The 14,601-nt window shown below is 63.0% G+C and carries 11 protein-coding genes; 7 read left to right on the top strand and 4 right to left on the bottom strand.

All coding sequences use genetic code 11. The annotated features are described in order from the left end of the window. The first annotated feature begins 18 nt into the window (after positions 1-18). Together VF769_RS01205 and VF769_RS01200 are read left to right on the top strand one after the other, a co-directional pair. On the top strand, positions 19-2,031 hold the full coding sequence (locus VF769_RS01205) for a TonB-dependent receptor plug domain-containing protein (protein WP_331006540.1): 2,013 nt from the start codon (positions 19-21) through the stop codon (positions 2,029-2,031). A gap of 25 nt (positions 2,032-2,056) precedes the next feature. Further along, on the top strand, positions 2,057-4,021 hold the full coding sequence (locus VF769_RS01200) for a methyl-accepting chemotaxis protein (RefSeq protein ID WP_331006539.1): 1,965 nt from the start codon (positions 2,057-2,059) through the stop codon (positions 4,019-4,021). A gap of 7 nt (positions 4,022-4,028) precedes the next feature. On the opposite strand, the gene VF769_RS01195 is transcribed toward VF769_RS01200, so the two are convergent. Next, positions 4,029-4,598 carry a TetR/AcrR family transcriptional regulator gene (locus tag VF769_RS01195; RefSeq protein WP_331006538.1) on the bottom strand — a complete coding sequence of 190 codons (570 nt, stop codon included), beginning with the start codon at positions 4,596-4,598 and terminating at the stop codon, positions 4,029-4,031. A 184-nt stretch (positions 4,599-4,782) separates the two neighbouring features. Here VF769_RS01195 and VF769_RS01190 point away from each other — a divergent pair, with 184 nt between their 5' ends. The 3 genes from VF769_RS01190 (at position 4,783) to VF769_RS01180 (ending at position 10,113) form a co-directional block, all read left to right on the top strand. Beyond that, positions 4,783-7,470, top strand: coding sequence for a TonB-dependent receptor (locus VF769_RS01190; RefSeq protein WP_331006537.1), 2,688 nt, complete (start codon positions 4,783-4,785; stop codon positions 7,468-7,470). 157 nt (positions 7,471-7,627) lie between these two features. After that, a complete protein-coding gene (locus VF769_RS01185; protein WP_331006536.1) occupies positions 7,628-9,487 on the top strand; it encodes an ABC-F family ATP-binding cassette domain-containing protein in 1,860 nt (619 codons plus the stop codon). Then, positions 9,487-10,113 carry a hypothetical protein gene (locus VF769_RS01180; protein WP_331006535.1) on the top strand — a complete coding sequence of 209 codons (627 nt, stop codon included), beginning with the start codon at positions 9,487-9,489 and terminating at the stop codon, positions 10,111-10,113. The genes VF769_RS01185 and VF769_RS01180 overlap by 1 nt, the downstream gene beginning before the upstream one ends. Here the strand turns inward: VF769_RS01180 and VF769_RS01175 are convergent. Continuing rightward, positions 10,110-10,562: a VOC family protein gene (locus tag VF769_RS01175; protein WP_331006534.1), complete on the bottom strand. Its 453-nt coding sequence runs from the start codon at positions 10,560-10,562 to the stop codon at positions 10,110-10,112. The two genes, VF769_RS01180 and VF769_RS01175, sit on opposite strands and share 4 nt — an antisense overlap. Positions 10,563-10,617: 55 nt before the next feature. Between VF769_RS01175 and VF769_RS01170 the strand changes: the two genes are divergently transcribed. Next, positions 10,618-10,989 (top strand): hypothetical protein, encoded by a 372-nt coding sequence (locus tag VF769_RS01170; protein ID WP_331006533.1) that lies wholly within the window; start codon positions 10,618-10,620, stop codon positions 10,987-10,989. Here VF769_RS01170 and typA read toward each other — a convergent pair. Together typA and VF769_RS01160 are read right to left on the bottom strand one after the other, a co-directional pair. Continuing rightward, entirely contained in the window at positions 10,986-12,827 is a 1,842-nt protein-coding gene (gene typA, locus VF769_RS01165; RefSeq protein WP_331006532.1) for a translational GTPase TypA, read from the bottom strand. The genes VF769_RS01170 and typA overlap by 4 nt on opposite strands. A 367-nt stretch (positions 12,828-13,194) precedes the next feature. After that, on the bottom strand, positions 13,195-14,118 hold the full coding sequence (locus tag VF769_RS01160; protein ID WP_331006531.1) for an N-formylglutamate amidohydrolase: 924 nt from the start codon (positions 14,116-14,118) through the stop codon (positions 13,195-13,197). A 145-nt stretch (positions 14,119-14,263) separates the two neighbouring features. Between VF769_RS01160 and cpdR the strand changes: the two genes are divergently transcribed. After that, on the top strand, positions 14,264-14,601 hold a 338-nt coding region (gene cpdR / locus VF769_RS01155; protein WP_331006530.1), incomplete at its 3' end, for a cell cycle two-component system response regulator CpdR.

Below are 14,601 nucleotides of genomic sequence, written 5' to 3'. Positions count from 1 at the left end.
CAATCGAGAGACAAGAAGATGAAGACCATCAATCGTGGCTTGGCGGCGGTTACGCTCGCGGGCGCCGCAAGTATTTCCGGCCAAGCGGCCGCCGACAGCGTTGACCGCGCGGCGTTCCAAGAATTGTTCAACGAGCCGGTCACGACCTCGGCCACGGGCGCGCCGCAACGCGCCACCGAGGCGCCGGTCAACATGACCATTATCACGCAAGAAGACATCCAGCGCTCGGGCGCCACCGACATTCCGGGCGTGCTGGAAGGTCTGGCCAATGTCGACGTGATGCGTTCGACGCGCGGGCAAACCGACGTGGCCATTCGTGGCTACAATGGCGGCATGACTCCGCGCCTGCTGGTGCTGGTCAACGGCCGCCAAGTCTATCTTGACCATTATGGCATGACCAATTGGGACGCGATCCCGGTTCAATTGAGCGAAATCCAGCAGATCGAAGTGGTCAGCGGCCCGAACACGGCGTTGTTCGGCTTCAACGCCGCGGGCGGTGTGGTCAACATCATCACCTACGACGCGCTGCGTGACGACATCGATCAAGTGACGGCCGCCGCCGGGACGAACGGCTATGTCGCCGGTTCGGGCGTGTGGACCATGCGCGCGGCCGACAATTTCGGCATCCGGGTCTCAGTCGGCGGCTTCGATGCTGACGCGTCCGATGGCGACGATCTGCTCTCGAACGCCGGCTTTGGCTATGGCGCCTTGGACCCGAGCGCGCGCTCCGCGTCGCTCAATGCGGTGTATGCCCTGAGCGACAAGACCCGCATCGAAGCCGAAGCCACCTGGAGCCTCGACGAGCGGCTTGAACGCTATCAAGGTTCGCTGATCGAAGGCGATTACGAGACGAGTTCGCTGAAGCTTGCGCTGTTCTCCGACACTAGTCTCGGCATGTTCAGCGCCCAGATCTACAGCAACAATCTGGACCTGACCGACAATCTGTCGTTGGGCGCCATCCGCTTCGACAACGCCATCACGGTGGCGTCCGCCTCGCTGATCATGAAGCCGGCGCCGGCGCACACGCTGCGAGTGGCGGGCGAGTATCGCATGAACGAGTATGACGATGGCCTCGGCACGTTGTCCTACGACGTCTATGCGCTCTCGGGCATGTGGAATTGGCAGGCGACATCGGCGCTCTCGCTGACCTCGGCGGTGCGCTTCGACACGCTGGAGCTGGAGCGTGAAGGCGACACGCTGCCGCTGATGCCGTTCACCAACGCCGATTACAGCCGCGACTTCAGTGAGTGGAGTTACAATCTCGGCGCCGTCTACAAGCTCTCCGACAACGACTCGCTGCGGTTCTCCGCCGCGCGCGGCATCGGTTCGCCGAGCTTGCTGGAGTACGGCTTCCAACTGCCCGTGCCGCCGCCCGGCCCAGGCGTCACTGCGTTCTATCTCGGCGACCCGGCTACGGCGCCGACGATCGTGTATAACGCCGAGATTGGCTGGGATCACAACATCCCCTCCATCAATGGTCGCCTGCGCGCTTCGCTGTTCTGGCAGAAGAACGAGGACCTGCGGATGCTGGGCGCGTACTCGCAAGTGTTCTCGCTCGTGCCGACCGTCGCCGGCACCCTCGCCGGCAATATCGGTGAGTCGGAAATGCAGGGCTTCGAGATCGGCGTGGAAGGCCAACAAGGCCGCATCCACTGGGACGCGCAATACTCGTACCGCGACATCTCGGATGATTTCGAGACGCTGACCTCGCCGACCGCGCAGGCCAATTTCGAGGACGCCAGCCCCGAGCACGTCGTCACCGGCGGCGTCATGTGGATTGGCGATCGCTGGGAATTCGGCGCAGATGCGCGCTACACGAGCGAGACCCAGCAATTCGGCCAAGGCGCCGTCCTGACGGGGCTCAGCTCAGTCGACAGCTATGTCCAGCTCAACGCGCTCGCCGCTTGGCGCGCCAGCGACACACTTCGTTTGGAACTCTCCGGGCATAATCTGCTCGAAGAAGAAACTCAGACTGTGGGCGTGTCGCCGGTAGAGCGTAGCGTGGTGCTGACACTGCGCTCGAGCTTCTGACACGAAACGAATGGAAGCGCGATCGATGGCAATCTCCACGCTCAAGAAGCAATTCGCCGGCTTGACCGGAGGCGGTCTCGATCGCGCTCTTTCCAATCTACCGTTCTCAGTGAAGATGCTCGCGCCTTCGGGCGCGGCCATCGCCCTGATCGTCGCCATCGCCGCCGCCGCCACCGGCATCCTCGGCGGCCAGTCGGCGACGACGCAGGAATTGGCTTCCGAACAAATGCCGCGGATGCGCGCATTGGCGGAGATCGATTCGGAAATTCAATCGATCAACGCCTCGCTCAACGAGGCGCTGACGGAGCAGGCGGCCGGCCGTCCCGGCGCCGCCGCCAAAGTCATGGATTTGAGTGCTCGCGTAGACGCCCTCAAGACGCAAGTCGAGGAGATGCGCGCGAGCGCGAGCGATCCGGAGGTCGCGGCCTCGTTCGAGCGACTTTCGACGGACCTTGATACCTTCAAGGGCGTGATCGAGTTCGTCGGCTCGATGATGGAAATCGATTTCGTGAGCGCGGTGTCGTTCCTCGACCCGTTCCGCGAAAGCTACAATTCAATGCAGGCGACCACGGATGAAATCATCCAGAACGCGCTGCAGGACGCGGATGAAGAAGCCCGCGCCAGCGCCGCCCGCGCCAATGCTGCGATGCTTACCCTGGTCGGCGTGGCGGCCTTCGCCGCGCTGCTTGCAGCTCTGTTCGCTTGGATTATTTCGCGCTCCACCGTGGGCTCGATCCGGCGTATCGCGTCGGTGACGCATTCGCTGGCGAAAGGCGAATTGGACGTCGACGCGCAAGCGCTTGCACGCAAGGACGAGCTTGGCGCCGTGGTCGACAGCCTGGGCGTTTTCCGCGCCAATGCCCTCGAAATGCGCCGCGCCACCGCGGAAGTCGAAGCGGTGCGCATCGAGACGGAACGCAAACTCAACGAAGCGATCGGCGCTGTGGTCGAGGCCGCCAGCGCCGGCGATTTCTCTAAGCGCGCGCCGGAGAGCGCCGAACTTGGCGGCTTCCTCAGCATCGCCCAAGGACTCAACAGCATCTGCGCCGCCGCGGATTCCTTCCTCGGCGAGGTGGAGAAAGAGGCTGAGGCGCTGGCGAATGGCGACCTAAGCCGTCAGATCGAGCGCAAGTTCGAGGGCCGGTTTGCGACGGTGGCGAACAATCTGAACCAAGCCGCGCAAGCGCTCGCCGGCGCGATTGGCCAGGCGTCGCGCGCCAGCGATGGCGCTCGGGCCCAGGCAGGACTCATCTTTGAGGATGCGAACGAGCTGTCGCGCCGCTCGCAGATGCAGGCCGCGCAACTCGAAGAGACGGCCGCCGCCGTCGTGGAAATCACCGAGAGCGTTCGCGCCAATGCGAGCACCGCCGAAGCGGTCGCGGCCGCCACTGTGGACGTAGCGCGCCGGGCCGAAGCAGGCGGCAAGCTCGCGGGCGACGCGGTCAACGCCGTCGAAGAGATCGAGCGCTCCTCGCGGCGCGTGGCGGAAATTCTGCTTCTGATCGAAGACATCGCCTTTCAAACCAATCTGCTTGCGCTCAACGCAGCAGTCGAAGCCGCGCGCGCAGGCGAGCATGGCCGCGGCTTCGCGGTGGTCGCTTACGAAGTCCGCGCGCTGGCGCAGCGCTCGGCGGAGTCCGCGAACGAGATCAAGGGTCTACTCCAGCTCAGCCGCGATCAGGTGGAAGCTGGCGTGAAGCTGGTGCGCGCCTCCGGTTCGGCGGTGACAGAGATCGTGGGCATGGCGCAGAACGCCTCCGAGCGGGTCGCGCACATTTCCGCATCGTCGCACGAACAAGCGCGGACGATGGGCGAGATTTCGCAAGCGGTCAGCGGCATGGATCGCATGACGCAAGAGGGAGCCGCCGCTGCCGAGCGCATGCTGGAAGCCGTCACGTCGCTGACGCAGCAATCGCAGGATCTTGCCGCGCTCGTCGCCACGTTCCGGACCGATCAAGAGTCCGCGAGTCCAGGGCGCCGCGTCGCCTGAGCGCGGCCTAGCCGAGCAGGGCCTCGCGCAGGTCAACGCGCGTTTGATCGCGGTTATCGACGAACAAGAGCGCTTCTGCCATCAGCGCGGCGTAGAAGAGAAAGGCCCGTTTGCGGGCTTGGTCCTTGTCCAGACCGTGCTGCATGAGCAGCTTCTGGAAATAATCCATGCGCACGCGGTCGATGTGGCGCACGGCTTTCGCGGCGCGCTTGTCGCGCCGCGCCCACAGACGTACGCCCAGCTCGATGGCCGCGGCGCGCGCCGAGCGCGGACTGGAATAAGGTAACGACAGAAGCGTATCGAGGCGTTCGGCCGGTGATTTGGAATCGGCGCCGCGTTCCACCCGGGCATAGACCAGATAGCTCGCGCCCTCGCGCCAATGCTTCAGCATGGCCAAGTAGAGCGCGTCGCGGTCGGCGAAGTGCCAGTAGAAACTGCCGCGCGTCACGCCGAGACGTTTCGCCAGTGGGTCCACGCGGACGGCGTCGATGCCGCCTTCCGCCATGGCGTCGAACGCGGCCTCCACCCAGGCCGCCACGTCCAGATTAGTTGCCCCGCTTGGCGATGTTTCGCTCATGGGCTGCTCTCTCAGTCTCGGCCTTATGTTGCGGTGCAGCACTGACGCGTGTCAGTGTTACCTCAGGAACACGGCTCGTGTGTCGTTGCTTTTTGCTCTAGACGCCAGAACAAAAGCAACTCTACCATACACTTGTGTACGGCGAGGCTTAAAGACCTCGGAGACACGCGGGAGGCTTAATTTTATGTCGAAGAAGCGGGATGGATTCCGCGCGAGCACGCGCGCGCTTATGGCTTTGGGTCTAGGGGTTGCAGGCGCAGTCACGGCGACGCCGGCCCTGGCTCAGGAGGAAGACGAGATCGTCGTCACGGCGACCCGGCGCGATCAGTCGCTGCAGGAAGTGCCAATTGCTGTGACGCCGGTGACGGCGGAAATGATCGCCAATTCGGGCATTCGCGATGTTCAGGATTTGACGTCTGTCGCGCCGGCGCTGCAATTCAATGTCTCTGAAAGCGAAGCCTCGGCCACGGCGCGTCTGCGCGGCGTCGGCACACAAGGCTCGAACCCGGGTCTGGAATCCGCCGTCGGCATCTTCATCGACGGCGTCTATCGCGCGCGGAACGGCGTTGCGCTCTCCGATCTTGGCGACGTTGCGCAAATCGAAGTGCTGCGCGGTCCGCAAGGCACGCTGTTCGGCCGCAACACCTCGGCGGGCCTCATCACGATCAACACGCGTGCGCCGGATCTCAACGATTTCGACGCGTTCGGTGAAGCCACTTATGGCGATTGGGGCGAGACCCGTTTCGCCGCCGGCGTGAACCTGCCGCTGGTGCAGGACATGGTGGCCCTCAGTTTCTTCGCCTCCAAGTCCGACCGCGACGGCTTCATGGACATGAACATCGACGGCGCGAACCCGCTGCTCGGACCGAGCCGGCCCAACGATGGTCAAGGCGAAGCCAATACGCGCGGCGCCTACAATTTGCGCGGCCAATTCTTGTGGCAAATCACCAACGATATCGATCTGCGCCTGATCGCCGATTATTCGGAGCGCGACGAATCGTGCTGCGCGGCGCAGATCTTCGATCCCGAATTGCTGAACGGGAACCCTGTTACCAACATGAACGCGTCGGGCGTGGAAGGTGCGCCTATCCCATACGGCGTGCTGCGCACGCAATGGATCGCAAACCTCGGCGGCTATGGGCCAAACGTGAGCGGCGCCACCCCGCTGGGTGCGCAAGGCGATGGCGAGATCGGCGCGCGCAACGGATTCTCGAACTACGGCTACCCTGCGTCGCTTGAAGACTATGGCGTCTCGGGCGAGCTGAATTGGGACTTTGGGAACGCGTCGCTGACCTCGATCTCGGCCTACCGTTCCTGGTCGTCCGGCGGCGGCAGCGATTCCGATTATTCGCAAGCGGACATCGTCTATGTGCCGCAAGGCGACGACGTCGGCACTCAATTCCGCATCTTCACGCAGGAATTCCGTCTCGCCGGCGAAGCGGGCCGTCTGAACTGGCTCGTGGGCATGTTCTATTCGGACGAAGAGATCGAGCGTGATTTCTCGTTCCAGACTGGTTCGCAGTACGGCACGTATTTCGCAGGCCTGGATAGCTTGATCACTGGCGGTTCGGTGCTTCCGGGGCTCGGCGTCGCGCCGACCGGCGGTTCTGGCAGCACGCTCTACAACGCGCTGGCTTTGGTGCCGGCGAATGTGGGCTCGTTCGACTCGTACCTGCAATCGGGAAATTCGCTGGCGCTGTTCACGCACAACATCGTGGCGCTCAGCGATCGGACCGACCTCACGCTGGGCCTGCGTTTCACGCGCGAGGAAAAGGATCTGACGGCGGACTTCTCCACGCCGTTCGACGCTGGCGCGCTCATGTCGCTCACGGTCGCTGGTGTTGAAGGCGCGTATTTGCTCGCGCCTGGCACGCTGGCGCCCTTCGACAATTGCAACCCCACGGCCGTGCCGGCTGGTCCGCTCGCGGCGCTCGCGCCAGCATTCTCGGCGCTGCGTTCGGCCTATTGCGTGCCCTGGCTGCGCAACGACCTGGATGGCGTTGGTTACGACCAGTCGCGTGAAGAAGAGGAATGGTCCGGCGTGGTCTCGCTGCGCCACGAATTCACCGACAACATTTCCGCTTACGTCTCGGCGTCGCGCGGTTACAAGGGTGGCGGCTTCAATCTCGACCGCAACTTCGACTACACCTATCTGGGCGGCGCCCCGAATTCGGCATTCGACGCCGAATTGGTGGATGCTTACGAAATCGGCGTGAAAACCGATTGGTTCGATGGCGACCTGCTGTTGAACCTCGCCATCTATCAAAACGAGTACGAGAACTTCCAGCTCAACACCTACAACGGCATCCAATTCGTTGTGACGACCGTGCCGGAAGTGACCTCGGAAGGCGTTGAGCTTGACCTGATCTGGCGCACGCCGATCGAAGGCCTCTCCATCAATGGCGGCATCGCTTACACCGACGCCACCTATGGTCCGGACGATGGTTGGGTCGCGGCGAACCGCAATCCGCTCACGGGCGAACAGACGTTGGCGCGCTTGCCGAACTCGCAACTCACCAACTCGCCGGAATGGACCGCGACGACGGCGTTCACCTACAATCGTCCGCTGTTCGACGGCGCCGCGATGGGCCTGGCCTATCTCGACGTGCGCTATGTCGACGATCAAAACACCGGTTCGGATCTGCGGCCGTCGAAGCTGCAGCCGTCCTACACGCTGGTGAACGGCCGCATCGGCATCTCGACGCCGGACGAGCGTTATTCGCTCGAATTGTGGGGCCGCAACCTGACGGACGAAGAATACGTGCAGGTCGCGTTCGACGTGCCATTGCAACAGGGCACAGCGGGCCCGACGCAAGGCGCGTTCCTGGGCGACCCGCGCACCTACGGCATCACGCTGCGGGCGCGCTACTAAGACGGCTTGCTGGCGCGGCTCGTCGCGCCGACAAGGGGAGAAAGGCGGCCGTGGCTCCAAGCCACGGCCGTTTTTCTTTGCGCGACAGTCTCACGACCGCGTGCGCGAGCGGCCAAAGCTTGCAATCGCGCCGCTTGCCGGCTCTAACGCAGCCCCCATGCTTGAGATTTCCGACCTCACCTATCGCATCGGCCCCAGGCCTTTGTTCGAGAACGCCAATGCGTTCATCGCCGAGGGCTGGAAGGTGGGCCTAGTCGGGCGCAACGGCACGGGCAAATCCACGCTGCTGAAGCTGATCCGCGAAGAGGTGGGCAAGGCCAATGCGTCGATCCGCGTGCGTCGAGGCGCGCGCATGGGCTTCGTCGCGCAAGAAGCGCCACAGGTCGACACGCCCCTGATCGAACTCGTGATGGCGGCGGACGAGGAAATGACGGCGCTGCTGAAGGAAGCAGAGACGGCCGAAGATCCCCAGCGCATCGCAGACATTCATATGCGCCTGGCCGAAATCGACGGCTATTCGGGCGAAGCGCGCGCGAGCGCCATCATGGTCGGTTTGGGTTTCGAACAAGAGGATTTGACGCGCGCGGCGAGGGAGTTCTCCGGCGGCTGGCGTATGCGCGCCGCCCTCGCCGGCGTGCTCTTTTCCAAGCCCGACCTGCTCATTCTCGACGAACCAACGAACTATCTCGATCTCGAGGGCGCGGCTTGGCTCGAGGAATATCTGCGCGAATACGAGCACACCGTGATCTGCGTCAGCCACGATCGCGAAATGCTCAATCGCTCAGTCACGCACATTCTGGCGCTAGACGACAAGAAGCTCGAAGTCTTCGTCGGCGGCTATGACGCCTATCTGAAAAAGAAGGCTGAGCGCATGGCCTTGGCGCAGGGGATGAAGGCCAAGCAGGACGCGCAAAAGGCGCACCTGCAGAAGTTCATCGACCGCTTCCGCGCCAAGGCGTCGAAGGCGGCGCAGGCGCAGAGCCGGATCAAGCAGCTCGAAAAGATGCAGGATATCGCCGTGCCGCTGGAAGAGCGCACGATCCCGTTTCATTTCGAGGACCCGGTGCAGCTGGCGTCGCCGCTGGTGGTGCTGGACGAAGCCGACCTCGGCTACATCGAAGGCAAGCCTGTCCTCAAGAAGGTGTCGCTGCGGCTCGATCATGACGATCGCATCGTCATCATCGGCCCGAACGGGCAGGGCAAGACAACATTGGTGAAATCGATCGCCGCGCGTTTGCCGCTGCTCGCGGGCAAGCGCGTCGCGTCCGGCAAAGCCGTGATGGGCTATTTCAGCCAGGATCAGCTCGACGAATTGCGCGAAGGCGAAACCGTGCTGGAGCACGTGCGCGATCTGGAGCCCGATTGGGCGCCGCCGAAGCTGCGCGCGCTCGCGGCCCGCATGGGCTTTGGCGTCGAAAAGATCGACACGAAGGTGCAGAATTTGAGCGGCGGCGAGAAGGTGCGGCTGCTGCTGGGTCTGATGGCGCATGCGAAGCCGCATGTGCTGATTTTGGACGAACCAACCTCACACTTGGACATCGACAGCCGCGAGGCCTTGATCCACGCGATCAACGAATATGAAGGCGCGGTGCTGCTGATCACGCACGATATTTACTTGGCTGAAGCTTGCGCCGATCGCTTGTGGCTCGTCTATCACGGCCGCGCGCGCCAATATGACGGCGATCTGGAAGACTATCGCAAACTTGTCGCGGCGGCGGATCGACCGCGTGACGAGGGCGCGGTGAAGCAAGTGGGGGTCGCTTCGGCGCAAGCTGAGGCGAAGCCGAAGGTTTCGAAATACACGCTGCAGCGGAAGCTTGAGGCGGCGGAAGCGGAGATGCAGCAAGCGCAAGCGACGCTGGCGAAGATCGATGCAGCGCTGGCCGATCCGGAATTGTTTACGCGCGATCAGAAGCGCGGGGAGTCGTTGCTGAAGGAACGCGCGCACGCGGCGACGGCGCTCGTGAAGGCGGAAGCAGCTTGGCTCGAAGCGAGTGAGGCGCTGGAGGGGGCGTAATGGCGAACACGCTAGTATTTCCCGATGGAGTATCGCTGGCGACCCGCGAGGAAATTCCTGGGCCTAGCGCCGTGCGCGAAGAAATTTGGGAACGCGTGCGAAATGCCAACATCGCGCCGGGCTTTGTTACGAAGGTGGCAAACGATCCAGCGTTTCAATTTTATGCCGAGGCAAATGTCGACGCGACTGTGGTGTGGTCGGTGTTTCGTGATTTGGTCGAGGCTCTAGTTGGTTCGCGCGGCATACTTCTGTTCGCGCATAAGGACGATGAGACCCCCGCTGCGTTGGGTGAGGGCAATGTGTCGGATTTGTTGTCCGCACTTGAGCCGCACGTCTATCAATTGCAGCACGATGGATATGTACAGTTCGGGATCGTGCAGCAGTCCGACGCCCAGATCGACGAGGTGTTCGTCTCGGTAACGAAGCACTTCAAGATATGGTTCAACGACGAAGTGGCTTTTAGGGACGTGATGTCGAAGCACAATCTTGTCGCAGCGGATAAACTTGAGTTTATTGACGAGTATCCGCGCGTAACAAGGGCTCTGCCGGCCGAAAAGGTCGTTCGAAACGCGGACCATCTCGCGGAGCTGCTTGTTGCGGCGCTCCGTGGTGCGAGCCCATCTTAAGCCACCGGATTTAGCGGCTTATCTTTGATGCGATCCAAATTGCCGCTGCCAGGGATGAAGAGCGCTTCGATGCGGATGCCGTCGGGGTCTTCGAACAAGGTTGAATAATAGCCAGGCGCCCAGGCGCCTTCTTCGGGGGCGCGAATGATCTTCGCGCCGAACTCGCGCATCGATGAGTGCAGGGCGTCGACGTCTTCGCGCGCGCGGAGGCGGAAACAGAAATGGTGCAGGCCGATGCGCCATTGATCGAACGGCGTGTCGCGATGTTCGGGCGCGGCTGCGCGGATCAGCACGCCGGTGCGACCGCCGATGCAATAGAACACTTCGGGGTGGTCGTATTGCACGCGCATGCCGAACGCTTCGTGCAGCAGCCGATAGTAGAATGGCCGGCTGGCCGCGACGTCGCGCACGGTCAGTTGAATATGGGCGATGCCGTTGGGATCGATCATGCCGCGCCTCCGCACAACTCTTGCGCGATGGTGAGCTGCGATACTAACTAACGCAATGCGTTTGCGTTGGGTTGCCGCGACGAAAGCGATCTTCGCCGTCCTTGCCTTCACGGCAACGATCGGGTGGGCACCCGCTCAGCCGCGAACAATCGTGCGCGTACATTCTGCGGGCGCCGAACACAGCTTTTCAGTAAACAATGAGCCCGTCGCTCTTCAGGAGTTGGTAAACCTGACCTTGGAGCACGCCATCCGCGACAATCCCAACATGAGGGTGATGTACATCTACCCTCATGCCCGGATCGTGATCTGCGCCGATGGGGGCGCCGCGCCAACTATCACTGAGGATGTGCGGGCTCGCCTCCGGATGGATGGCTTCGGTAACGTGGCGATTGGTTCTGCTGCCGAATGCCCGCCGGTTGAGACCTAGACGGCTTCCTTGGCCTTCGCGGCGCGCTTGCGCTCGTTCGGGTCGAGATAGGCTTTGCGGATGCGGATGGCGGCGGGGGTGACTTCCACCAACTCGTCATCCTCGATCCAGGCCATGGCTTGTTCGAGCGTCATGCGGCGCGGCGGTGTGAGGCGGATGGATTCATCCTTGCCCGAGGCGCGCACGTTGGTGAGCTTCTTGCCTTTCAGCGGGTTTACGTCGAGGTCTTCGCCACGGCTATTTTCGCCGATGATCATGCCTTCATAGACGTCTTCGCCGTCGGCGATGAACATCTGGCCGCGCTCTTCCAGATTCCACAGCGCGTAGGCCGTCGACATACCGTTGTCGTTCGAGATCAGCGCGCCATTGCGACGGCCCGGAATCTCGCCTTTCCACGGCGCCCACGAATGGAAGAGGCGGTTCATGACGCCCGAGCCGCGCGTGTCGGTGAGGAATTCGCCGTGATAGCCGACCATGCCGCGCGACGGCGCGTACATCACGAGGCGCGTCTTGCCGCCGCCCGATGGGCGCATGTCCTGCAATTCGGCTTTGCGCATGCTCATCTTTTCGATGACGACGCCGGTATATTCATCGTCCACGTCGATCACGACTTCTTCGACCGGCTCCAGCGTCTGCCCATTTTCGCTGCGCGTCAGCACTTTCGGGCGCGAGAGCGAAAGCTCGAAGCCTTCGCGGCGCATGGTTTCCACGAGCACGCCGAGCTGCAATTCGCCACGTCCCGCGACTTCGAACGCGTCCTTATTGCCCGTCTCGGTCACGCGGATGGCCACGTTCGATTCCGCTTCCGCCATCAGGCGCGCGCGGATCACGCGGCTCTGCACCTTGTCGCCGGCGCGGCCGGCGAGCGGAGAATCGTTGATCGACACCGTGATCGCCAAGGTCGGCGGATCAATTGGCGTGGAGGGGAGCGGCTTCGGCAGATCTACAGCGCCGATCGTGTCCGCAACCGTCGTATCTGTAAGGCCGGCGATGGCGATGATGTCGCCCGCTTCCGCGCTCTCGACCGGCACGCGCTTCAAGCCGCGGAAGGAGAGCAGCTTGGTCAAACGGCCGCGCTCGATCTCTTTGCCGTCACGCGAGAGCGCTTTGACGTTGTCGCCCACTTTCACGCGGCCGCTTTCGACACGGCCCGTCAGCACGCGGCCGAGGAACGGGTCGGAATCAAGCATGGTGACGAGGAAGGCGAACGGCTCATCCTTGCGCGCGATCGGCTCCGGATCGGGCACGTGGCGGACGATGAGTTCGAACAGCGGCGTGAGATCCTTGTTCTCACCGCTCATGTCGGTCTTGGCCCAGCCTTCCTTGCCGGAGGCGTAGAGGATTGGGAAATCGGCTTGCTCATCGCTGGCGCCCAGCGCGAGGAAGAGCTCAAAGATTTCATTGAGCGCCTTGTCCGGCTCGGCGCTCGGGCGATCGACCTTGTTGAGCACAACGATCGGCTTGAGGCCGCGCGCCAGCGCCTTCGACAAGACGAACTTGGTTTGCGGCATCACGCTTTCGCTGGCGTCGACCAGCAACACGCAGCCATCGACCATGCCCAGAATGCGTTCGACTTCGCCGCCGAAATCGGCGTGGCCGGGCGTGTCGACGATGTTGAGGCGATATTCCTCGCCGCCCTTGTCCCAAAGGATCGAGGTGCACTTGGCGAGAATGGTGATGCCGCGCTCGCGCTCTTGATCGTTCGAATCCATGGCGCGCTCTTGGCGCGCCTCATTGGCGCGGAAGGCGCCGCCTTGGGCGAGCAGCTGGTCGACGAGGGTCGTCTTGCCATGGTCGACGTGGGCGATGATCGCCAGATTCCGGAGGCGCTCGGCCATAATTCAGGGCTTTCTTGAAGTGCAGGCGCGGGTTCTGCCCACATTGGGCGCCCGCATCAACGGCAAGCGTGTGGATTCCTTATGCACGATCCATGCGTTTTCGCATGTGTGCAGCGCAATATGACAGGGCGCGCAGAAAAAATCAATAAAAACAGACATGTACTTTTGATTACGGGAATGTGACGGTCAATTCAGCTTGCGCTTTGCTGCGCTGCACACTAGTTTTGAACCGTTGCAGCGTTTCGCGACGTTGCACCCGCCCTATCGGGCGTTTCCTCCCTATTGACCTTCAGCCGCGGGCTAACCCCCGCGGCTTTCTTTTTGCGCCGCAAGGCGTGACCGCTGTCACCGGTGGCGGGGGGGGTGGCTAAGCCAAGCTCTTATGGAGCGCCGCCGCGGCGAGCGCTTCGGCCAAACGGCTCATATCGGCGCGCACCCGTGTATGGCCATGAGTGCGCTCCAAGGTCCGTTCATCCACATAGAGCGCTCGATTGATCTCGATCTGCAGCGCATGCACGCGTTGGGCGGGGCGGCCATAGGTCTGCGTGGTGTGGCCGCCGGCGAACGGGGCGTTGCGCGCCACGCGATACCCCAGCCGCCGCAGTGTGGCTTCCGCCAAAGCCGTCACCGAAGGGTGGCACGATGCGCCGAAGCGGTCGCCCAGCACGATATCCGGCGCATGCGCGCCGCGCGCGCTGGATGGCATCGAATGGCAGTCGATCAACACGGCGCAGCCGAATTGCGTCTTGGTTTGCGCGAGCAAATTCTCGAGCGCCGCGTGATAAGGACGATGCACGGCGTCGATGCGCCGCGCCGCTTCGTGCAGTGAAAGCTTACGTCGGTAGATCGCCTGTCCGTCGCCGCTGATGCGCGGAATCGCGCCCAAACCCGCTTGGACGCGTGCTGAAGAGGTATGCACCGAAGCCGGCGGACGTTCGTCGAACATCTCCGGATCAAGTTCGGCCGCATCGCGGTTGAGATCGACATAGGCGCGCGCGAACGTGGCTGTCAGCAGCGCCGCGCCATGCGCGGCCGCGCCAGCGAACAGTTCATCGACATAAGCATCTTCCGTACGCCGCAGACTGATCAGGCCGACACGGGCGTCCGCCAGCAATTCCGCGGGGTAGCGCCGGCCGCTGTGCGGCGAGGAAAAGATGAGGGGGCTCGTCCGATGCAGCGGCTCGACCAGGGCGAACGGCGCCTCGGTCGCTGGCTCGCGCCGCGCTTCCGGCAGGCCAGCGCCCTCCGTCGCCGCGCATGCCGCGCTGTGGCCGAGATCGGATGAATCCATCGCCGGCATTGTTCGCCGCAGGCCGCTTGTGCGTCAATGTTTGCACATGTTTAGCAATCGTGAGTGGCCTTCAGCCGCCCTTTACCCGCGCCATGCTAGACGCTACCGGTTCAGGAACGGGGACCGGGCGATCCGGAGCTAGCGTATGGCGCGTATTCTGTTGGCCGAAGACGATGACTCGCTCCGGGCTTTCCTGGTGACGAGCCTGAGCCGTGCGGGGCACGAAGTCGCCGCTTATGGCGATGGCGACGCTGCCTGGGAAGCGCTGGAATTGGGCACGTTCGACCTGCTTTTGACCGACATCGTCATGCCCGGCCTGGACGGTATCGAGCTCGCCCGCCGCGGCGCGGAGGCCGATCCGGCGATGAAGATCGTGTTCATTACGGGTTTTGCCGCCGTGGCGCTCTCGGCCCAGAGCCAAGCCCCGAAGGACGCCAAGGTGCTCTCCAAGCCGTTCCATCTGAAGGATTTGGTTGTGGAGAT

Origin of the sequence: Vitreimonas sp. (genome assembly GCF_036392335.1) — a bacterium.
Classification (GTDB): Bacteria; Pseudomonadota; Alphaproteobacteria; order Caulobacterales; family Aquidulcibacteraceae; genus Vitreimonas.
The sequence above is the reverse complement of the archived record's forward strand: the minus strand, read 5'-3'. Positions and strand labels throughout refer to the sequence as shown.